Raw genomic sequence first — 21,479 nt, 5'->3', positions numbered from 1 at the left:
TTTAGAACTTTAAAAATTTAGTTGCTAATTCATATTCTTTATCAAAAGGCATTTGTAATTGTTGTAGCATTTCTGGAATAGCTAATGCCCAACTTACATAGTAATAAGCTAAAGTTTTATATCCAGAAAAACTACTATTTTCAATTGAAGGTATACAGTAGTTATTTTCATTAGGATCTATTCCCTGTGTTCCAATCGTTGCTATTTCAAAAGCTATTTTTTTAATTGTTTCTTTAGATAATGGTTTAAAGTATTTTAAAGCATCACTCATGTACATTGCAACAGCAGTATTTATTTCCTCTGAAGAATTCTCTTCGAGAAACTTTTTCATTTTACGCTCATTTTCAGGATTATTACTATTTAATCCTAAAGGATCATTTTGAATTTCATCCATAACAGAATCTATAGTTTTATTTCTGTATTCAGATTCTGGCACTAATTCGTAATAATCATCAAGATTTAAATCTTCTCCCCAATGTTTTATAAGTTCATATTCTTCAGCAGGTGCTTTATCAAACCTATATTCTTTAAACTCTGAATACATTTCATTTGCTCTGCTTAATTCATTCTTAGTTGGATTAAATTGATCTAATAAATCTACTTTATATAATTCTTTGAAATGTAAAGCGTTTATTAAATTGAAGATTTTAGATATAGAAAGAATACTTTTAGGAGTATTATCAACGATGTTTTTATCTGTGGTTGCTTGAATACCTTCTTGTATTAAAGATAATAGTGACAAAAACTGTGTTGGTTTTATCTCGTCCCAGTTTTTGTAGATTCTATCTTCTATAAATAAGTCTATTGGAGTATTAAAAATTTGACTATTTATTCCATTAAAAAGAGCTGTAAAATAATTATTAATATTTTCTTCAGAGACTCCTTTTTTCTTTAACTTTAAAATATCCTTATTAAACTTAGAAATAAAAAGAGATTTATTAGTGTCATTGCTTGTAAACAGTTCATTTAATCCTTCTTCCCTTGCTTCTAATACTAATTCTAAATGAGCTAATTCATGTAAAATCAAATGATTTACACCAATATAATTTGACTTGTGTTTTATCAAATGATAATTTCTATTGTAATTTTCAGCAAACTCAATTTTGGCAGTAGGCATAATAGACTCATCAACCTCAACTTTTATTTCTTTTTCAGATAAATAAGAAAGTTTTGCAGTATACTCCTCTACTATTTTATTGGAGCTCGAAGTTGAATTTAATTTAGTTGCCGAATCAATTGCTAAATTAAAAGAACTAGAATAAAGTTGTTTGTCAGCTTGCTTCTTTATTTTTGAAATAGCTGTTAAAGTTAATTCAAAGGCTTTTTTGTAATCTTCATCTTCATACGCTACTAAACCAAGACCATAATATGTGTTAGGATAATTATTGTCGGATTTTAAAGCTCTATTAAAATAAACCAGCGCTTCTTTTTTATTACCTAAGTGCATTAAATTAGCTCCAATATTATTTAGAGTAATGCAATCGTTAGGTTTTAGTACTAATACTTGATCATAATATTTCATAGCAGTTTCAATATCATTTTGATATTTTGCTAAAATATTACCCATCATCAATAATGCCCATTCGTTTTTAGAATTCCATCTTAATGAATATATTAAGGAATTTATTGCTTCTTCTTGGTTTCCTAATTCAGAGCAGATTTGACCATGAATTCTATGATATTCTGAATTTTCAGAATTTAATTCCAGTAATTTTTCCGCTAAAATTTTAGCTTCTTCAAAATTAGATTTTTCACAAAGAGAGATTAATTTCTGATAATCTTTGCTTTCCGATTCAATCTTAATATTATCGATTGTTATTTCTACAAAATTATCCTTAAATTTTATAATTGGCTTAATATTACCAACTGAATAAAACTTTTCTAATTCAATTTTCAAGCTCTCTTTGTTTTTCTCAATATTTGGAAAAAGAGTATAAATAAAATCGTTTAATTGATGAATTATTGTCATTGTACTTTTTTTTCTTCTGCTTTTAGATCTCTTTTTAAAACGGAATATACTGTAATTCAAATTTACTTCTAAAAAAATGATCTATAAAATTTCAGCTTAGAAATTCAGCTTTATTTTAAAGAATATTTTAACATAGGTGTCATTTTGCTTTTATTATTGGAAAAATTAATCTTCCCAAAAAATACTTAAAGCAGAACATTTATATGTTATACAGTGTTCATAAAATGTTTTCTGAAGGTCTTCATTTCTGACAAACTTGAAGCAATCAATAGCCCAGACTTTATCACTCTTGAAAATTTCTATTTTAATGTTTTTGAAATACTCACCCATGATCGTTTCTTCTGGAACTATATCGTCATTTATTAAATGTTTATATGGAAAATCATCACTATAATGCTTCCATTTAATTCTATTGTTCTTAGCGAAAACTATCATTAAGGGATGATGCCCAATATCAGAATATCTAAATGCACAAGCAGTCCTACTGACTTTGTATTGAGTTCTTAAATATTCAATCAATTCAAAATTAAATTTTTTCTTAAAAATATCTTTAGCATATCTCTCTTCAGGCATAAGTAAACAACTAGCAAAATAATCAGCTTGTCTTTCTATTTTATTAAATTGACTTTTATTTGTTTTAGATTGATGAGGTTCTAATAACCCATTCTTTAACCCTATCCTATGTGCATCAATAAAATAATGTCCCATTTCATGAGCTAATGTAAACCTACCTCTATCTGAATCTTTTTTATTGCCCATATCTAAATTAATATGAATGTAAAAACAACCAGCATCAAAGAAAGTCATTCCATCAAATGTATTTTTACCATAATTATCATAAAACACATTTAGTCCTTCATCTTCAATTATTTTTTCCAATGGAGTTGTTTTTATATCATACTGTAAAGCAATAAATTCAGCTAAACTTTTAATGTGAGACCATTTAGTCATTGTTAGGTTTCTTCTTATGTTTAGCTATCATTTTATCAATGATATGCTGAGGCAATCCAGATTGTCCTTTTCTTGCTACCATCTTTAGTTCACCAATATCGTTATCTAAATCAAATTTTTTAAAACTTAATATTTTAGTCTCAGATTTATATGTTCCATTAATGATTGCTTTTGCATCTATAGTGGCATTTGATAATTTGTATGGATAATCTTCAAACAGTTTATCAAATCTATCCAAATGTAAGTCGATAATTGGATATAAAAACCCAAGCGAAGTGAGCCAATCATTTAAGTTAGAATTGTCGATTTTTCCTTTATGCTTTTTACTAATTGCCATTTAATTGTTTTAAGTAATTGTCAATATGAGAATAAGCTTCATTTTTATAAACTCTAACCGAGTTTTGAGTTAAATCTAATTGTTCTCTTAGTTTTTTAGAAACTGAACGAGGAATATTTTTTCCTTGTTGTTTATAAGCTTTGTATGTGAGGTATATAATTTTATGCTTGGAAGATATACCATTAAATGCGCCTTCTAAAATTTCAAGTCTCATTCTAAGTTCTCTTTTCGCCTCTGGATTTTCAGTAGATGTAAAATTTGTAAGGTCATCAAGATTTTCTATAACTGCTAAATCCTCTTCCTCACTTGGCTCTATACAAGTGTTTTTATCTTTTAAAACAACTAATTGAGTGTAAAGAATTCTTGTTAACCACTTAACGATTCCTTTTTCATGTGTTTTCGAATTAATCTTCTTTAGATTAAAAGATTTTGCATACCTCCATACTCTATTGAAAGTGCAATGAGCTATTTCAAGAGCAACAATTTCACTATAGTTAAACCGTGAGGAATACACTTCAGCTTTTTTTATCATTATTGTTTCAAATCGTGAACAAAATTCAATAAAGGCTTTTTCAGCTTCGTTTGGAAAATCATTTTTCCATGAAATGTATTCAAGTAACTCCGTACTTAACACATTTGTAAAATCAATTTCTTTTTCAGTTTCTTTTTTCATCTATATACCAAAAAGCGTTACCTAACGGAATTAGTATGTTAGCGAGAAGTATACGCTTAATATTCAAATGTATAAATAATAGAGCATGAAATCAAAAAACTATACTAAATATATTCGGTTAAGTTTCTCCGACCGTGATGTGGAGAAAGTAATATTAATATAAACCATAAAGTTATGGCTACAAATCCGCCAAATGATAACAGTAGAATAGGTGCTGTTAAAAAACGTTCTCAAGTGTTTAATCCAAAGATTGGTAAATGGATCAAAAGAGATAAAGATTCTGGACGATTTATGGATGTTAAACAGTCTGATGATAAACCTTTCAAAGGCATTAGAAAAGAAAAGTGATAATACAGCTTAAAAATGGATTCGTCTAAATTTCTTGGTCGTAAATTAAGAAATGTAATTTAAAATATATGTTTATGAATAACATTACTTTTTCAAAAGATAAAGTGAGTTTATGCAGAAAAAACAAATGTATTAATGTTAAAGGTGATATTGCTCAAGCAATCACTTTTAGCATTGCTATTTTATTTGTTGTTTCAAGTGTAGCATCTTTAATCAAAGCCTCAGAATAGAGGTTAATAAAACTGATAGCCTCTTAATTCAGGAGCTATCTATTAAATAATTTAAAATTAATAATACAATGAGTCAAGAAGTTGGGAAAAGAGAAAATTTCTATCGCACAGATATACAAATAAACGATAATGGGGTTTTAGTAAAAAATGTTCTAAAACTAATTGAAGGAAGCCCTTATTATGAAGAGTTATATGAAAATATGTCAATCGATAAGATTAAGGATGAAGTTATACAAATTAGCGGTGCCAATAAATTGGTAAGTACAGTTTTGGCAATGGATAAAAAATTTTTAAAGTTTGATATTCATTCTGAACTAAAAAACGTAAAATGTAATGGATTGTTAGACAAAAAAAATGCTGTCATTGAAATTTCTGAAATAGAAGATGAAGCCATAAGAAAAATGATTGGTTCTGACATAGTAAAAGGAATAACAAAGTATTCTGTTAAATCAGATTATTTAGATAAGATTTACCACGCAGATAAATTTCTCAATTATTGTTACGATAATGAATACGAAGAATTTATTAAAAAAAGTTTAGATTTTATTGAAGAAAATAACAAGAGAGGTGAACTTAAAAAGCAATTTAGAATGCTTAAAGATTCTAAGAGTAATTATTTTGTTAGAGCAATAACCTCAGTTGAAAGTTATAAAAATTACAATATTAATTTCTCTGTTTTTGTAGCTCTTATTTCATTACACAAACTTTCTAAGTCATCCAAAGATATTTATGATGTTAGATATTGTAGTGTTAGTGAATCAGATGTTAGAGTTGTTTTTAGAAGGAATAGTTATAAATCAATAGGTAAAGATTTGAAAGTTGGTTTTGAATTAGAATTGGTAAATGATGAAATAAAAAGAGAAGCAGTAAAGTTTAATGGTCTTTTCAGTATTTCTTATTCTAATGATAAAGTAATATCTATAAAACCAGATATTAATGCTAAAATCATTAATTTTTCTCATAGAGTTGGTGTTAAGAAAGTATGGCTTTTATTAAGTGGTTTATCAGATGCAATTGATGATTTTACCCAAGAGATGTACAAAGATATAGAGTTAATAAAAAAATCAGAGTCACCTGAAGAATTAAAGAAAGCTCTTTATATAAAAGTAAAAAATGCCCAACAAAAGGAGTTTAGAGAAAATTACAAAAAAGAAGTTCAATTAATTTTAGAAAAAGAAAATGTAAGTACTTTTTATGAACTTCTTGATCTGATGAATAAGGTTGATTTATTGATAGATGATTCAGATATTAAAGCAAAAGATTATTGGAAATATAAGTTGTACGAGGTTTTAGTGAAAGGAAAGAATGAAAAGAGATAATAGAATAAATTATTTTTTGGATGAATTATATTTTATGAGGAACATTTAAAAACGTGAATTCTTTCTCTTAAAATATAATTTTTACTTAATCCCACTTTCTATTTAAAATCCAGAAAGCAAAAAGAAGTGCTGCTGGTTGAAATAGTAATAAAAAAAGTAATGCATTAAAAAATGAAGTATTTTTATACACAGCCACAAAGTTCCATATTAAGCATATACTTAAAACAATTAAACCTAATTCTATAGATAAGAAACAAATCAATATACTAATAACTAACCGAAGTATAACTCCAATATTAAATACGTTATAACCATAATTTTCTCTAGAACTTTTCCAAAAGAAATAACCAAAAATTAAAGATATAATCACAATTATTAGCGGTAAGAAAAAAAGCATATTTTTTATTTTTAGTTTCACCTACTTCTTTTTAAAGTCCTTTTTCAGTTAGTTCCGACTATGGTAACAAAATTATTTACACAAATGTAGTATTTTAAGATTACATAATAACCATAAGTTAGTTACATTTTAGTGGTCGTGGAATCACTAACTGAAAATCAAATAAAAAAAATAAAAAAAAATACTCCAATTCTCATTGGAGAAAGAATTAGATTTTTAAGAAATCAGTTAGGTTTAACCCAGACTGAACTTTCGGAATTGGTTTTAAAAGATCGTCAATATCTATATAAAATAGAAAAAGGAATAGTTACCCCAAATATCTCTACAATTACTATTTTATCAAAAGCAATGGAAATTCCTTTAAAAGAGTTTTTTGATATTGAAAATTAACTACTTGATAGTTCTTGCAGTACGATAGTTATTTTTTCTTATAATAGATACTTACAAAATCATAATCGTACCAATTATCGTACCAATTAATGTAATAATATTTAAAAAAAACAAAAAAGCCTTCAAAACCAATAGGTTAAGAAGACTTTAAGTGAGCCCGATAGGATTCGAACCTATGACCGCCTCCTTAGAAGGGAGGTGCTCTATCCAGCTGAGCTACGAGCCCGTAGTTTTTATGTTTCTACGAAAACAGTGTCGGGGTGGCAGGATTCGAACCTGCGACCTCCTCGTCCCAAACGAGGCGCGATGACCGGGCTACGCTACACCCCGAGTGCAATTTAATTGCGGAGAGACAGGGACTCGAACCCTGGCGACAGTCACCCGTCGACAGATTAGCAATCTGCTCCATTACCACTCTGGCACCTCTCCTTGAATTGTTAAACTACTTAATAAATAAGAGTTTTAAATTGCGAGTGCAAATATACAACGACTTAAGAGTTTTCACAAGTATTTTTTTAAAAAAATTACCCTAATCTGGGTACTCAACTCGTAAGTGATAGATACTCATTAACTTATTCTTAATAATTTTTTTTATTTTTTCTATTTCTCTAAACGTGATATCTGAATTTGTAAACTGATTGTCATTTTTTTGTTTCTCAATAATCTTATCTATTAAATTATCGACTGATTGAGCTGTAGGATTTTTTAAACTTTTAGAAGCTGCCTCTGCCGCATCACACATCATCAAAATAGCTGTTTCTTTTGAAAACGGAATTGGCCCTTGATATTGAAACTTTTTAATATCTACCTCAAGATTACTTTCTAATTCTTTTTTATAAAAATAATACGTAACATTTGTTCCATGGTGTGTTCTTATAAAATCAATAATTCGGTCTGGTAATTTGTGCTTTTTAGCGATTTCAATTCCATTAATTACATGATCTAAAATTATTTTTGCGCTGTCTTTAGGTGATAAATCATTATGTGGATTTACCCCTGTTGATTGGTTTTCTGTAAAGTACATTGGATTTGCCATTTTACCAATATCATGATACAAAGCCCCGGTTCTTACCAGCATTGAATTGGCACCTATTTCATTCGCTGCTGCTTCTGCTAAATTAGCTACTTGCATTGAGTGCTGAAAAGTACCTGGTGCTTTTTCATTTAAATCTCTTAACAACTTTGAATTGGTGTTCGAAAGTTCTAATAAAGTTACGTCAGAAACTAAGCCGAACAATTTTTCATAAAAATAGATAAAGAACACTGCTAAAAAAGACAACAACCCGTTTGCAGCAAATAACCCGAAATACAACCAGTTTATTTTACCTGCATTCCCTTCTTTTAAAATAGAAAATGCAAAATAAGTAATCATATAAATTAAAGTTATCTGGCCTATTGACATAAATAAGCTAGCTCTTTTGTACAACTCAGAAACGGTTAGTATTGTCACAATTCCTGCTATTATATGTAAATAAATAAACTCAAAACTATTTGGCACTATAAAACCCAATAACAATACGGTAAGAACATGCGTAAACAAACCTAACCTAGCATCAAAAAAAGCTTTTAATACAATTGGCAAAATACTTAACGGAACTACATACAAGTACTCGAAATTATATTTAACAACTAATGTTTGGACTAAAATCATTAAAAAAACATTAAAAAAGATAAAGGTTACTTTATTATTGTCGTTAAAAATTTCGAAACGATATTTCTGAAGAAAAAGCAACAACATCAATAAAGCCAAAGCAACTAAAATAGTGTACCCAAAAACAATCCAATAATAATTAGATTTTGTCCAAATTTGAGAACTTGAGGCCGTTTCGTACGATTTTAAAACATTAAATTTTTGCCCCTCAACAATATCACCTTTTAAAATTATTAATTCACCTTTAGATATTTTTCCTTTAGCATGAGAAATGTTTTTTATTGCTGCGTTTAATTCTTTACCACTATATTTTACATCGTAAGTTACATTTGCTCTAACAACTTCAGATAACTTATTTAAAAGTATATTTTGCATGGATACTTCAATATTCTTACTGTTATCTGAAATGTATCTTAATATATCTTTTGATTGTACTAATTTAGAAAAATACATATCATATGTAGAGTTTCCTTTTCGTAAAATCACAAGTTCTTCTTGCCTTGCTTTAGTAACACTTTCATCATCTAAAAAGCCATATTTATATATCCTTTTTATAATCTGCCCCCCTTTCTTTTTTAAAATTTCTTTATCATTAGTTGATAAGGAATCTAAAAGAGTTATTTTTTGTTTATATAAATTTAAAACCTGTTTTTCTGTTTGTTGGTTATAAACAAAATATTTTTTGGCATTTAATCTGATTTCTTCAGTTTCTTCTTCAATTTCTTTAGCTGTTTTTTGAATTGCAAAATCAAACGGTGCATAAAAATTATCATAATGCCATGGTTTTCCTTGTGGATAATCATACTTAAATCTCCCACTTTTTGGAAACAAGTATACAATTGATACAACGGTAATTAAAAACAATAACACCTTGTAAATAATTGCATTATTTTTATATAATTTATTAATAAAATCGTTCATTTTATATATTTAAAAATGTAAATATAACCTTTCTCTATTATTTGAGTACTTGTTATAAAATCGTTATTTTCGCAAAACAAATCTTAACAAAATATACCCAAATATATGAAAGAAGTAGTTATTGTATCAGTAGCAAGAACACCAATTGGTAGTTTTTTAGGAAGTTTAGCAACGATACCTGCACCAAAATTAGGTGCCGTAGCAATAAAAGGAGCTTTAGATAAAATCAATTTAAAACCTGAATTAGTTGAAGAGGTTTTTATGGGTAACGTAGTTTCTGCTGGAGTAGGACAAGCACCTGCTCGTCAAGCTGCTATTTTTGCTGGAATTCCGAATACTGTACCTTGTACTACTGTAAATAAAGTATGCTCTTCAGGTATGAAATCTATTATGTTAGCAGCGCAAACAATTGCTTTAGGTGATGCTGAAATTGTAGTTGCTGGTGGTATGGAAAACATGAGTATGATTCCTCATTATCAACATGCAAGAACAGGGTCTAAATTTGGACCAATAAAGATGGAAGATGGGATGCAAAAAGATGGTTTAGTTGACGCTTATGAGCAAGTAGCAATGGGAGTTTGTGCTGATGAATGCGCCACTGAATATAATTTTTCTAGAGAAGATCAAGATGCTTTTGCAATTGAATCATACAACCGTTCATCAAAAGCATGGAGCGAAGGTAAATTCTCTGATGAGATTGTACCGGTAGAAATACCTCAACGTCGTGGTGAACCTATTATTTTTTCTGAAGATGAAGAATACAAAAACGTAAAAATGGAAAAAATTCCTGCTTTACGTGCTGCATTTACTAAAGAAGGAACAGTAACTGCTGCAAATGCCTCTACAATTAATGATGGTGGAGCTGCCTTAGTTTTAATGTCTGCTGATAAAGCTGCAGAATTAAACTTAACTCCTTTAGCTAAAATTAAAGGGTATGCTGATGCTGCTCACGAACCAAAATGGTTTACAACTGCACCTGCAAAAGCATTACCAAAGGCACTAGCAAAGGCTGGAGTTACAATTGATGATGTAGATTACTTTGAATTAAACGAAGCTTTTTCTGTAGTTGGTTTAGCAAACATGAAAATCTTGGGATTATCTGCTGACCAAGTTAACGTAAATGGAGGAGCGGTATCATTAGGACACCCATTAGGTGTTTCAGGAGCGAGAATAATCATTGCCTTAACATCAATACTAAAACAGAACAACGCTAAAATAGGTGCTGCCGGTATTTGTAACGGTGGTGGTGGTGCTAGCGCCATGGTAATCGAAAGAATTTAATTTAAATATTTAATTAATGTCTTTCGGAATTTGTAATCTTTCTATTGTACCTCTTAGGCTTGAACCTTCTGACCCTTCAGAAATGGTAAATCAAGTGGTTTTTGGAGAACATTTTGAAGTTTTGAAAAAAACTAAAAAATGGAGTAAAATACGTTTAGCTTTCGATAATTACGAAGGCTTTATTGACAATAAACAATACGAGGAAATTACAGAAGAAATTTATATTTCTTTATGCGAAGAAAAAATGAGTTATGCTGGTGAATTGATCGATTTTATTACTGACAACAATCATAATTTAACTACTATTCCAATGGGAGCCAGACTTCCTTTTCTTAAAGACAACAACATTAATATAAATAATACCAGATATACTTACAACGGAAAAGTATGCGGTAACAAATTAGAAAAATCAGCAATTATTGATACTGCTTTTCTTTTTTTAAATGTACCTTATCTATGGGGAGGTAAATCTCCTTTTGGTATCGATTGCTCTGGTTTTACACAAACCGTATATAAATTATGCGGCTACAACTTACTTCGTGATGCTAAAGAACAAGCCACACAAGGCGAAGTTTTAAGTTTTATTGAAGAAAGTGAACCTGGTGATTTAGCTTTTTTTGACAATGATGAAGGTAACATTACACATGTGGGTATTATTATGAATGATTATAATATTATTCATGCACATGGTAAAGTACGCATTGATAAACTAGATCATAGTGGTATTTACAATATAGACACACTTAAACACACTCATAAATTAAGAGTCATAAAGCGTTATATTTAATTTTTAAATCTTTATTTAAATCAAAAAAACCGAAACTATTTAAGTTTCGGTTTTTTGATTTTCAAAATATAGTTTCCTAAATTTATTTCATTGATTTATAGATAGCTCTATACTCGGTAGCTTTATCTTCCATTTCTAAAACTTCATACAAGTTCATTAATGTTTTAACTGTACTTATGCTTCTTTTTAAAGAGTCTGCTTTTTCTAAAAAAGGCAATGCTTCTTTATAAACCTCTTTTTGTTCTAATGCCAATGCATCATACTTTTTAAAGTTTGATAAATTTTTATTCATTTCTTCAACAATCTTTTTATCTTTATCTAAAACAACAACTGCTATATTCATGTATGCATCACTGTAATTAGGTTTTAGCTCGATTGCCTTTTCATAATATTTTTTAGCATCTTCTACCCTACCCTGATTAAAATTAACAACACCTAAGTTGTAATAAAGTGTTGGGTTTTTAGGGTCTAAAGCAATTGCTTGATTCATTAACTCCCCAAACTTATCCATTTTTTCAAGCTTAATATACATATCAGCTTCATTTAATAATAGATTCAAATCCTTTGGATTAGCCTTTCTTGCTTCTGCTAATGCTGCTATTGCTTCATCAGTTTTACCTTGTTCTTTTAATAATAAAGCTATATTTTTTACAATAACAGCTGTTTTTGACTCAGAGGCTTTATTTTCAGGTTTTATATATTTCTTAGACTTTACTAATAAATCTCTCTCTTTTTTAGAACCTAAATCTTCCGCTTTACCTGTTAACTTATTTGTTGCGTAATATTTAGTTTGAATACCTGTATAACCTACTGATCTTAATTCTTTATAATATTTAATAGCCGTATCATATTCTTTAGCTTGTGTAGCTGCAACAGCCGCATTAAATACAAAAGAAGTATCTGTAGGACTTAATACATAGGTTAAATAAAAATTATCTGCTGCATTTTTATAATCTTTTTTATTATTATATAAATTTATAGCCTTATCTGAAACCTCTTGAATCATTTGATTTAAGATAGGTTTAGCTTGTTCTGAGTACTTACTTTCTTTCATTGCTAGTAACTCATTAAAAGCTACTGCTGAGTTTTTATAATCTTTTTTAGCTGCTAATGCTTTACCTTTTAAAAAATAAAACTTAGATTTATATTTATCTTCTCCATTCATCATTACAGCTCCTTCAACATTATTTAAAGTTGTAATAGCTGTTGTAAAGTCTTGTTTTTTTATTGCTTTTTCAGCTGCTTTTAATTCAGATTTTTGAGCCATTAATCCTAATGACATCAATCCTAAAGAAAAGGTTAGTATTTGTTTTTTCATTTTTGTTACTTTTTAATTTATTATTATTCTTGCTCTTGGTTTGTTATATCTTCATTTTCAATTTCCGTGCCATCTTCATCTGTTTCTTTTTCATGCATAACTTTTGCAACAGCTGCGATACTATCAGACCCTTTTATATTAATTAAACGTACCCCTTGTGTTGCACGCCCCATAACACGTAAATCTTCAACAGCCATACGAATGGTAAGACCTGATTTATTTATAATCATCAAATCATTTGAATCATCTACATTTTTAATTGCAACCAATTCTCCTGTTTTTTCTGATATATTTAATGTCTTTACTCCTTTTCCACCACGGTTAGTAACACGATAATCCTCTAATTTTGAACGCTTACCATATCCTTTTTCAGAAACTACTAAAATATTACTATCCATATCATTAACAGCAACCATACCAACTACCTCATCTTTATCATGTTGTAAGGTTATACCTCGTACTCCTGAAGCTGTACGTCCCATTGGGCGTGTTTTCGCCTCTTCAAAACGGATAGATTTACCTGATTTTAAAGCTAACATTACTTGACTATCACCTGTGGTTAGTTTGGCTTCTAAAAGCTCATCACCATCTTTAATAGTAATAGCGTTAATACCGTTTGTTCTAGGGCGAGAATACTGCTCTAAAGGCGTTTTTTTAACCTTCCCTTTTTTAGTAGCCATGATTACAAAATGATTTTTGATGTACTCTTCATCTTTTAAATCCTGTGTAACTAAAAATGCTTTTACTTTGTCATCTTGTTCAATATTGATTAAGTTTTGCATTGCTCTTCCTTTGGTATTCTTTCCTCCTTCTGGGATTTCGTAAACACGCATCCAGAACACCTTTCCTTTCTGGGTAAAGAACATCATATATTGATGATTGGTACCTATAAATAAATGTTCTAAGAAATCTTCATTACGAGTTGTTGCTCCTTTTTGCCCACGTCCTCCTCTATTCTGAACTTTATACTCGTCAAGATTTGTACGTTTTACATAACCTGCATGTGAAATAGTTACCACAACTTTAGAGTTTGGTATCATATCTTCAATACGCATATCTCCTCCTGCATAATGAATTTCAGAACGACGTTCATCTCCATATTTATCACGAACGTGAATTAGCTCATCTGTAATTATTTGATAACGTCTTGGTTCATTTGCTAAAATATCTTTTAAATCAGCAATCGTTAACATAATTTCATCAAACTCTGCTCGTAATTTATCTTGCTCTAGTCCAGTTAACTGACGCAAACGCATTTCAACAATTGCTTTAGCTTGAATTTCAGTTAACTCAAAACGTTCAATTAACTTTTCGCGGGCTTCATCTCCATTTTTAGATCCACGGATAATTTTTATAACCTCATCAATATTATCTGAAGCGATAATTAACCCTTCTAAAATATGTGCTCTAGCTTCTGCTTTTTTTAATTCAAATTCTGTTCTACGCACAACAACTTCATGTCTATGCTCAACAAAGTGATGAATTAACTGCTTTAAGTTTAATTGTTCTGGTCGCCCATTAACAAGTGCTATATTATTTACACTAAATGATGTTTGTAATTGCGTGTATTTAAATAGCTTATTTAATACAATATTAGGAATTGCATCACGCTTTAAAATATATACAATACGCATTCCGTTTCTATCAGACTCGTCACGTATGTTAGATATTCCTTCTAATTTTTTATCATTTACTAACTCCGCAGTTTTTTTAATCATTTCTGCTTTGTTAACTTGGTAAGGAATTTCGGTAACAACAATACACTCTCTTCCTTTAACCTCTTCAATCGTAGCTTTAGCACGCATTACAATACGTCCACGACCGGTATGAAAAGCATCTTTTACCCCATCATAACCATAAATGGTTCCTCCGGTTGGAAAATCAGGTGCTTTAATATGTTGCATTAATTCATCGATTTCAATATCTCTATTTTCGATGTATGCTATGGTACCATTTACAACCTCCGTTAAGTTATGCGGCGCCATATTTGTTGCCATACCTACGGCTATACCTGAAGCTCCGTTTACTAATAAGTTTGGAATACGCGTTGGTAGTACGGTAGGTTCCTGTAAAGTATCATCAAAATTTAAACGGTGATCTACGGTATCCTTTTCAATATCAGCCAACATATCTTCTGATATCTTTTGCATTCTTACCTCAGTATAACGCATTGCTGCTGGAGAATCTCCATCTACCGAACCAAAGTTACCTTGCCCGTCAACCATCATATAACGTACGCTCCAGTTTTGCGCCATACGCACCATAGAATCATATACAGAGGTATCTCCATGTGGGTGATACTTACCTAATACTTCCCCTACTATCCTTGCAGACTTTTTATATGACCCTGTTGCTTTAATTCCTAGCTCATGCATACCAAATAATACTCTTCGGTGAACTGGTTTTAAACCATCTCTTACATCGGGTAATGCTCTTGATACGATAACCGACATAGAATAATCGATATACGCTGATTTCATTTGCTCTTCAATGTTGATAGGAATCAACTTTTCGCCATCTGCCATATATGTTTTTTTAAAATATTAATTCTCATTTTCGTTAAAAAAGTGAATCTTACACTTGATAAAACTCACTTCTAAAATACACTTATATTAGCTGTACTTCTTAAAACATTGCAAGATAATATAATGACTTCTTTTACACAAAAAATAAACTTACTGTTTTAATCATACTTATCAACAATTTTAACATTTTTTAAACATAAATTTTATATCTTCATCTTGCCATTATGTCTACTTAAAACTATTGGCATCTTTTTTGTAATTTTTAATAAAAAAACTTACTAACTTTACATTTATACAAATTAAATTTATGGACGATAATTTTTCACCACAAGTTAGAGATGTAATCACTTTCAGTAAAGAAGAAGCCTTACGACTAGGGCATGATTTTATTGGAACAGAACATCTATTATTAGGTTTGATAAGAAAAGGAGACGGAAAAGCCATCGAAATATTAACTACGTTTGATGTAGATTTAAATTTGATGCGCAATAAATTGGAAAAATTAAATCCGACTTCACCATCAATAGCAAGCGTCGAAAAAAAGAGCCTGCACCTTACTAGACAAGCTGAAAAAGCGATAAAAACTACTTTTTTAGAAGCTAAATTATATCAAAGTAACGCTATAGACACAGCACATTTATTATTATGCATTTTACGTAACGAGAACGACCCCAGCACAAAAATGCTTCAAAAATATGATGTAGACTATGAACAAGCAAAAGCATTATACAAACAGTTACATGTAGATGATACTTTTCTTTCTCCATCTGCAGAAACCCCTTCTGACGACGCTTTTAGCGAAGAAAAATCAAATCCTTATGGACAACAAAATCCAAAAGGAAAACAAGCTAAAAAATCCAAAACTCCTGTTTTAGATAATTTTGGACGCGACTTAACATTACTTGCTACCACCGGAAAGTTAGACCCTGTAGTAGGAAGAATCAAAGAAATTGAACGCGTTTCACAAATTTTAAGTAGAAGAAAAAAAAACAACCCAATGTTAATTGGTGAACCTGGTGTTGGTAAATCTGCCATTGCAGAAGGTTTAGCTTTACGGATTGTTGAAAGAAAAGTATCACGAATATTATTCGACAAAAGAATTGTTTCGCTAGATTTAGCAAGCTTAGTTGCTGGAACAAAATATAGAGGTCAATTTGAAGAGCGCATGAAAGCCTTAATGAATGAACTAGAAAAGAATGACGACATTATTCTGTTTATTGATGAAATTCACACCATTGTTGGCGCTGGTGGTGCCACAGGGTCTTTAGACGCCTCTAACATGTTAAAACCAGCCCTAGCTCGTGGCGAAATTCAATGTATCGGAGCCACTACTTTAGATGAATTTAGAACCAACATCGAAAAAGACGGCGCTTTAGAACGTCGTTTTCAAAAAGTGATTGTTGAACCTACAACAGTTGAAGAAACTGTTCAAATTTTACATAATATTAAAGGTAAATACGAAGCGCATCATCAGGTATCATTCACCGACGAAGCTATTGACGCTTGTGTAAAATTAACAAATCGTTATATGACAGATCGTTTTTTACCAGACAAAGCTATTGATGCTTTAGATGAAGCTGGATCTAGAATTCATATTACCAATATTGTTGTTCCGCAACAAATTTTAGAATTAGAAGCTAAGCTTGAAGGAATTCGCGAACAAAAAACAAAAGCTGTAAGCGGACAAAAATATGAAGAAGCTGCAAAACTTCGTGATGATGAAAAAAATATTGAAACAGCTTTAGACTCAGCACAAAATCAATGGGAAGAAGACGCTAAATTAAACCGAGAAATTGTTACCGAAGATAACGTAGCCGAGGTAGTTTCTATGATGACAGGAATCCCTGTTAACAGAGTTGCCGAGGCTGAAAGTAATCGTTTGGCAGACTTACCTAGCATGATAAAAGGTAAAGTTATTGGACAAGACGAAGCTGTAACTAAAGTCGTAAAAGCTATTCAACGAAATCGTGTAGGGCTAAAAGACCCAAACAAACCGATTGGTTCTTTTATTTTCTTAGGATCTACCGGAGTTGGAAAAACTCAACTAGCAAAAGTACTGGCTCGTGAATTATTTGACTCTAGCGACTCTTTAATTAGAATCGATATGAGTGAGTATATGGAAAAATTTGCCATTTCTCGTTTAATCGGAGCACCTCCAGGATATGTAGGTTATGAAGAAGGTGGGCAATTAACCGAAAAAGTTAGAAGAAAACCGTACTCTGTAATTCTTTTAGATGAAATTGAAAAAGCACATCCAGATGTTTTTAACATGCTTTTACAAGTTTTAGATGACGGACATATAACTGACAGTCTTGGTAGAAAAATAGACTTTAGAAATACCATTATTATAATGACATCTAACATTGGAGCTCGTAAAGTAAAAGAGTTTGGTGCAGGAGTTGGCTTTGGTACCTCATCAAAAAAAGAACAAGAAGATGCACATGCAAAAAGTATCATTGAAGGCGCATTAAAAAAGTCATTTGCTCCTGAGTTTTTAAACCGTATTGATGACGTTATCATTTTCAACTCATTAGAAAGAGAAGATATTCATAAAATTATAGATATCGAGTTAGAAAAACTTTTAAGTCGTATTGCCGATTTAGGTTATAAATTAATTTTGAGTGAAAAAGCTAAAGACTATATAGCAAACAAAGGTTTTGATAAAAAATACGGAGCAAGGCCTTTAAAAAGAGCTATTCAAAAGTATATTGAAGATGCTTTAGCTGAAGAAATTGTAAATTCAAAGTTAGACGAAGGAGACACAATCTCAATGAATTTAGACGAGAAAAGCAATAAACTCATTATAAAGATAAAAAAAGGGGACAAACCTGAAGAGTCACGTACCGAAATAGAATAATTACAATTTTTAAAAGTTCCTAAATGCATTTATTTAGGAACTTAACTGTTAATTCATAAAAAAATAAAAGCTAAAATAATTGATATTCTATTAAATATTTTGTCAATTTCTTTGATAAAAAAGCTAAAAAAAGTAACTTCGGCGCCTTAATCCCTTATTTAACTAAACAACAAACCATGAAAAAATTAATATATTTTGCCCTTATAGGACTAACTATTACTTCATGTAAAGAAGAAAAACCTGTAAAAGATTATCTAATTTTATCAGGAAAAATTGAAAATTTTAAAAAGAGAGACGTGACCTTAACTGGTTTTAATTTCGATAAAAAAATAAAATTTGATAAAAAAACAGGGACATTTTCAGACACCATTAGAATTAAAGAAAGAGGATACTATACTTTATCCTTAAATAAAAAACCTATTAGTCTATATCTTTCTGACACTGTCGACACAAAAATAACAGGAGATTATAAAAAATTAAATGAATTTAAGTTCAAAGGAACCAACGCTAACATTAACCGTTATTTCATTCAAAAAAAGGAAAAATTTTCTGAAATTTTAGTAAACGCAAAGAATTTCTTCTCTTTAGAAGAAGAAGCTTTTTTAGATAAAATGGAAGAATATAAAGACGCCTTAACCGAGTTATCAATCGCTAATAATTTACCTTCTGAATTCTTAAAAAAAGAAGTAAAGAACATTGAATATGAATATTTAAGAAACTTAAGTAATTATCAAGATTATTATAGATATTTAAACGAAGAACAGGATTTTACTGTTTCTGAAGACTTTCCTGACCCTCTTGAAAACTTTAATTATAGCAGCAGTACTGATTATGTAAATTCATATTCTTATCGCAAAATATTAGAAACTCAATTAGATCTTATTGCTAGGGAAAAAGCTAAAGACGGAGGTGATCGTTTTTTATCTTATTTAGAAACTGTTCAAACAAAAGTCAAAGACACCATAGCTAAGAATGATTTATTATACAAAAACGCTAAAGATGGTATAACCCTTACATACAATTTAAAAGAGTTTTATAACAAGTTTATGGAATACTCTACCGATAAAATCCACAAAGAAAAAATATCTAAAACTTATAACATTTTAAAAACAACAGCTAAAGGGCAACCCGCTCCTAAATTTAAAGATTTTGAAAATTATGCTGGCGGAACAACTTCTCTAGATGACCTATTAGGTAAAGGAAAATATCTATACATTGATGTTTGGGCTACTTGGTGTGGTTTCTGTAAAAGAGAAATTCCTCTATTAAAAAAACTAGAAGAAGAGTATCACGGAAAGAACATAGAGTTTGTTAGTATTAGTGTTGATGATAAAAGTCAACATGAAAAGTGGAAGCAAACAATTGTTGACCGTGAAATGACAGGAATACAATTATTTAGTGGTAAAAAACAATCTGAATTAGAATGGGCCAAAAAATTCTTAATAAAAGGATTACCTAAATTCATAATCATCGACCCTGATGGAAACATCGTAAACCCTAATGCACCAGCACCATCTCAAGGTGAAAAATTAATAAACATTTTTGACAAATTAAATATCTAATTTGAAAACAAAAAACCGCCAATAGGCGGTTTTTTGTTTTTATATAACTAACTTAATTTAAAATCGATTATCTCCATCTAAAAGATCACCTAAGCCCCCTAAAACACTTCCCTCTCCTTTATCTCCTCTACCTGTTTGTGGTGCCATTGCTAATACACGTCCTGCTAATCTACTAAATGGTAAAGACTGAATATAGACTGTTCCTGGCCCTTGCAATTTTGCAAAAAACAAGCCTTCTCCTCCAAAAATAGTATTCTTAATTCCACCCACAAATTCAATATCATAATCTACATCTTGTGTAAAACCAACAATACAACCTGTATCAACTTTTAAAACCTCTCCTGCTTGCAAAACTTTTTTTGCCATTGTACCGCCAGCATGTACAAAACCGATACCATCACCTTCCATCTTTTGCATTATAAAACCTTCACCACCAAACAAACCTCTTCCTAAACGTTTAGAAAACTCTATTCCTATAGACACACCTTTTGCAGCACATAAAAAGGCATCTTTCTGACAAATAAACTTTCCCCCAAACTCAGATAAATCAATCGGAATTATTTTTCCTGGGTATGGTGAAGCAAATGAAACTTGTTTTTTTCCTTGACCATCATTTGTAAAAACAGTCATAAACAAACTTTCTCCAGTAAGAATTCTTTTTCCTGCCGAGAATATCTTACCTAATAACCCTTTTTCTTGATTAGAACCATCGCCAAAAATAGTATTCATTTTCACCTCAGCATCCATCATCATAAAACTTCCACTTTCTGCAACAACTCCTTCTTGCGGGTCTAATTCAATTTCTACATATTGCATTTCCTCTCCAAAAATGCGGTAATCTATTTCGTGTGCGTTCATAGTTTAATTATTAATATTCAATAATTAGACGTTAAAAACTCTCATTTGTTACGCTTTCACTTTTAAACTCCATTCAAATTCAAATTTAGACACAGAAATTCCGTCTTTATTTACGCCCTCTGAAGTTACCTGAACAGTTTGTCCCTCGCCTGTTACTACCGATTTTTGAATTGCTTCTTTTATCGCTATTCCATCATTACACACAAATACAATTCTACCTGTCGCTTTTTTAGTAAACGTCGCATTCATATTTGTAACCAACATTGATACCTTTTTATTTGATCTATCAATAGCTTGCATTACTAAAATGCCGGTAGTTAATTCTGCTGCCATACCTTGTACTGCCCAAAACATACTCTTAAAAGGGTTTTGATTAATCCATCTATGCTTTACTGTTACCATCGATTTCTCTTCTGTAATCGACTTTACTTTAATTCCGCATATATAAGCAGACGGTAATTTAAATAAGGTAAAAAAATTAATTTTTCGAGGTGTAAACTTCATTTTATCAGTATTTATGGGCAATTTACAGCTTTTTTATAAAACTTCACAAAAATAAAATATGTTAAATAAATGTTAATTAAAGTACTATGTATTGCATAATACCTTTTAAAAGAAATATATTTGCATAGTACAGTATTATATAAAATATTTAACCATGCAACAAAACAAAGAAAACACCAACGCTTTTTTAATACATATATCTGCATTCGCAGGATATTTATTTCCATTAGGTAGTATTATAACTCCTTTAGTTTTATGGCAAACTTTAAAAGATAAAAGCAATTTTTTAGATGAGCATGGAAAAGAAGCTGTAAACTTTAACATTAGCTTTGGCTTGTATATATTTATATTAAGTGCTTCATTCTTCTCTTTCTTTTTCGGAAGTTTTTTAGATATTTTTAACGGAATAGATATTGACTTTGGAGGACATCATTCATACAATGGCTTTTTTAGCTTTATTGGAATCGCCTCTTTAGTAAGTGTTATTTCACTTATTAAAATAGCTTTAATAATTATAGCTGCCATGAAAGCCAATAAAGGAGAAGAATATAAATATCCTTTTACAATTAATTTTATAAAATAACCTCATAAACCGCATTAT

The 21,479-nt window shown here is 30.2% G+C and carries 18 protein-coding genes and 3 tRNA genes; 9 read left to right on the top strand and 12 right to left on the bottom strand.

Translation table 11 applies throughout. The annotated features are described in order from the left end of the window. Position 1: 1 nt before the first annotated feature. From Q4586_RS09690 to Q4586_RS09675, 4 genes are all read right to left on the bottom strand, one after another. Entirely contained in the window at positions 2 to 1,969 is a 1,968-nt protein-coding gene (locus tag Q4586_RS09690; RefSeq protein ID WP_303528661.1) for a tetratricopeptide repeat protein, read from the bottom strand. A 165-nt stretch (positions 1,970 to 2,134) separates the two neighbouring features. After that, entirely contained in the window at positions 2,135 to 2,920 is a 786-nt protein-coding gene (locus Q4586_RS09685) for an ImmA/IrrE family metallo-endopeptidase (RefSeq protein WP_303528659.1), read from the bottom strand. Then, on the bottom strand, positions 2,913 to 3,257 hold the full coding sequence (locus Q4586_RS09680; RefSeq protein WP_303528657.1) for a hypothetical protein: 345 nt from the start codon (positions 3,255 to 3,257) through the stop codon (positions 2,913 to 2,915). The genes Q4586_RS09685 and Q4586_RS09680 overlap by 8 nt, the downstream gene beginning before the upstream one ends. Beyond that, positions 3,247 to 3,930 carry an RNA polymerase subunit sigma gene (locus Q4586_RS09675; RefSeq protein WP_303528655.1) on the bottom strand — a complete coding sequence of 228 codons (684 nt, stop codon included), beginning with the start codon at positions 3,928 to 3,930 and terminating at the stop codon, positions 3,247 to 3,249. Before Q4586_RS09675 ends, Q4586_RS09680 begins: the two co-directional genes overlap by 11 nt. A gap of 174 nt (positions 3,931 to 4,104) precedes the next feature. Between Q4586_RS09675 and Q4586_RS09670 the strand changes: the two genes are divergently transcribed. The 4 genes from Q4586_RS09670 to Q4586_RS09655 all read left to right on the top strand — a co-directional run bounded on the left by Q4586_RS09670 (position 4,105) and on the right by Q4586_RS09655 (position 6,614). After that, the gene (locus tag Q4586_RS09670; protein ID WP_303528653.1) at positions 4,105 to 4,278 is read left to right on the top strand and encodes a hypothetical protein; all 174 of its coding nucleotides are present in this window, start codon (positions 4,105 to 4,107) and stop codon (positions 4,276 to 4,278) included. Positions 4,279 to 4,352: 74 nt separating this feature from the next. Further along, positions 4,353 to 4,508, top strand: coding sequence for a hypothetical protein (locus Q4586_RS09665; RefSeq protein WP_303528652.1), 156 nt, complete (start codon positions 4,353 to 4,355; stop codon positions 4,506 to 4,508). A 68-nt stretch (positions 4,509 to 4,576) separates the two neighbouring features. Continuing rightward, positions 4,577 to 5,827, top strand: a complete 1,251-nt coding sequence (locus Q4586_RS09660) for a hypothetical protein (RefSeq protein WP_303528651.1) — start codon at positions 4,577 to 4,579, stop codon at positions 5,825 to 5,827. 535 nt (positions 5,828 to 6,362) lie between these two features. Further along, the gene (locus Q4586_RS09655; RefSeq protein ID WP_303528649.1) at positions 6,363 to 6,614 is read left to right on the top strand and encodes a helix-turn-helix domain-containing protein; all 252 of its coding nucleotides are present in this window, start codon (positions 6,363 to 6,365) and stop codon (positions 6,612 to 6,614) included. A gap of 152 nt (positions 6,615 to 6,766) precedes the next feature. Here Q4586_RS09655 and Q4586_RS09650 read toward each other — a convergent pair. The 4 genes from Q4586_RS09650 to Q4586_RS09635 all read right to left on the bottom strand — a co-directional run bounded on the left by Q4586_RS09650 (position 6,767) and on the right by Q4586_RS09635 (position 9,186). Continuing rightward, positions 6,767 to 6,840 (bottom strand) — tRNA-Arg (locus Q4586_RS09650). A 29-nt stretch (positions 6,841 to 6,869) separates the two neighbouring features. Next, a tRNA-Pro gene (locus Q4586_RS09645) sits at positions 6,870 to 6,944 on the bottom strand. Between the two features lie 15 nt (positions 6,945 to 6,959). Further along, positions 6,960 to 7,043, bottom strand: a tRNA-Ser gene (locus Q4586_RS09640). A gap of 100 nt (positions 7,044 to 7,143) precedes the next feature. Continuing rightward, positions 7,144 to 9,186, bottom strand: coding sequence for an HD family phosphohydrolase (locus tag Q4586_RS09635; RefSeq protein WP_068703627.1), 2,043 nt, complete (start codon positions 9,184 to 9,186; stop codon positions 7,144 to 7,146). Positions 9,187 to 9,291: 105 nt separating this feature from the next. Between Q4586_RS09635 and Q4586_RS09630 the strand changes: the two genes are divergently transcribed. Both Q4586_RS09630 and Q4586_RS09625 read left to right on the top strand, forming a co-directional pair. Beyond that, a complete protein-coding gene (locus Q4586_RS09630) occupies positions 9,292 to 10,467 on the top strand; it encodes an acetyl-CoA C-acyltransferase (RefSeq protein ID WP_068703625.1) in 1,176 nt (391 codons plus the stop codon). A gap of 16 nt (positions 10,468 to 10,483) precedes the next feature. Beyond that, positions 10,484 to 11,254 (top strand): C40 family peptidase, encoded by a 771-nt coding sequence (locus tag Q4586_RS09625; RefSeq protein WP_068703623.1) that lies wholly within the window; start codon positions 10,484 to 10,486, stop codon positions 11,252 to 11,254. A gap of 82 nt (positions 11,255 to 11,336) precedes the next feature. Here the strand turns inward: Q4586_RS09625 and Q4586_RS09620 are convergent, their stop codons facing one another. Continuing rightward, positions 11,337 to 12,572, bottom strand: a complete 1,236-nt coding sequence (locus Q4586_RS09620) for a tetratricopeptide repeat protein (RefSeq protein WP_303528645.1) — start codon at positions 12,570 to 12,572, stop codon at positions 11,337 to 11,339. Between the two features lie 23 nt (positions 12,573 to 12,595). Then, positions 12,596 to 15,097: a DNA gyrase subunit A gene (gene gyrA / locus Q4586_RS09615; protein ID WP_303528644.1), complete on the bottom strand. Its 2,502-nt coding sequence runs from the start codon at positions 15,095 to 15,097 to the stop codon at positions 12,596 to 12,598. Between the two features lie 307 nt (positions 15,098 to 15,404). Between gyrA and Q4586_RS09610 the strand changes: the two genes are divergently transcribed. After that, complete coding sequence (locus Q4586_RS09610) at positions 15,405 to 17,954, top strand: ATP-dependent Clp protease ATP-binding subunit (protein WP_068703617.1); 2,550 nt, start codon at positions 15,405 to 15,407, stop codon at positions 17,952 to 17,954. Between the two features lie 176 nt (positions 17,955 to 18,130). Then, a complete protein-coding gene (locus Q4586_RS09605; RefSeq protein ID WP_303528643.1) occupies positions 18,131 to 19,516 on the top strand; it encodes a TlpA family protein disulfide reductase in 1,386 nt (461 codons plus the stop codon). A 57-nt stretch (positions 19,517 to 19,573) separates the two neighbouring features. Here the strand turns inward: Q4586_RS09605 and Q4586_RS09600 are convergent, their stop codons facing one another. Both Q4586_RS09600 and Q4586_RS09595 read right to left on the bottom strand, forming a co-directional pair. Then, positions 19,574 to 20,374, bottom strand: a complete 801-nt coding sequence (locus Q4586_RS09600) for a TIGR00266 family protein (protein WP_303528642.1) — start codon at positions 20,372 to 20,374, stop codon at positions 19,574 to 19,576. Positions 20,375 to 20,422: 48 nt separating this feature from the next. Next, the gene (locus Q4586_RS09595; protein ID WP_303528641.1) at positions 20,423 to 20,878 is read right to left on the bottom strand and encodes a DUF4442 domain-containing protein; all 456 of its coding nucleotides are present in this window, start codon (positions 20,876 to 20,878) and stop codon (positions 20,423 to 20,425) included. Positions 20,879 to 21,032: 154 nt separating this feature from the next. Here Q4586_RS09595 and Q4586_RS09590 point away from each other — a divergent pair, with 154 nt between their 5' ends. Further along, positions 21,033 to 21,461, top strand: a complete 429-nt coding sequence (locus Q4586_RS09590) for a DUF4870 domain-containing protein (RefSeq protein ID WP_303528640.1) — start codon at positions 21,033 to 21,035, stop codon at positions 21,459 to 21,461. Positions 21,462 to 21,479 lie beyond the last annotated feature (18 nt).

The sequence above is a fragment of the Tenacibaculum soleae genome (assembly GCF_030549005.1).
GTDB classification, from domain to species: Bacteria; Bacteroidota; Bacteroidia; order Flavobacteriales; family Flavobacteriaceae; genus Polaribacter; species Polaribacter soleae.
The sequence above is the reverse complement of the archived record's forward strand: the minus strand, read 5'-3'. Positions and strand labels throughout refer to the sequence as shown.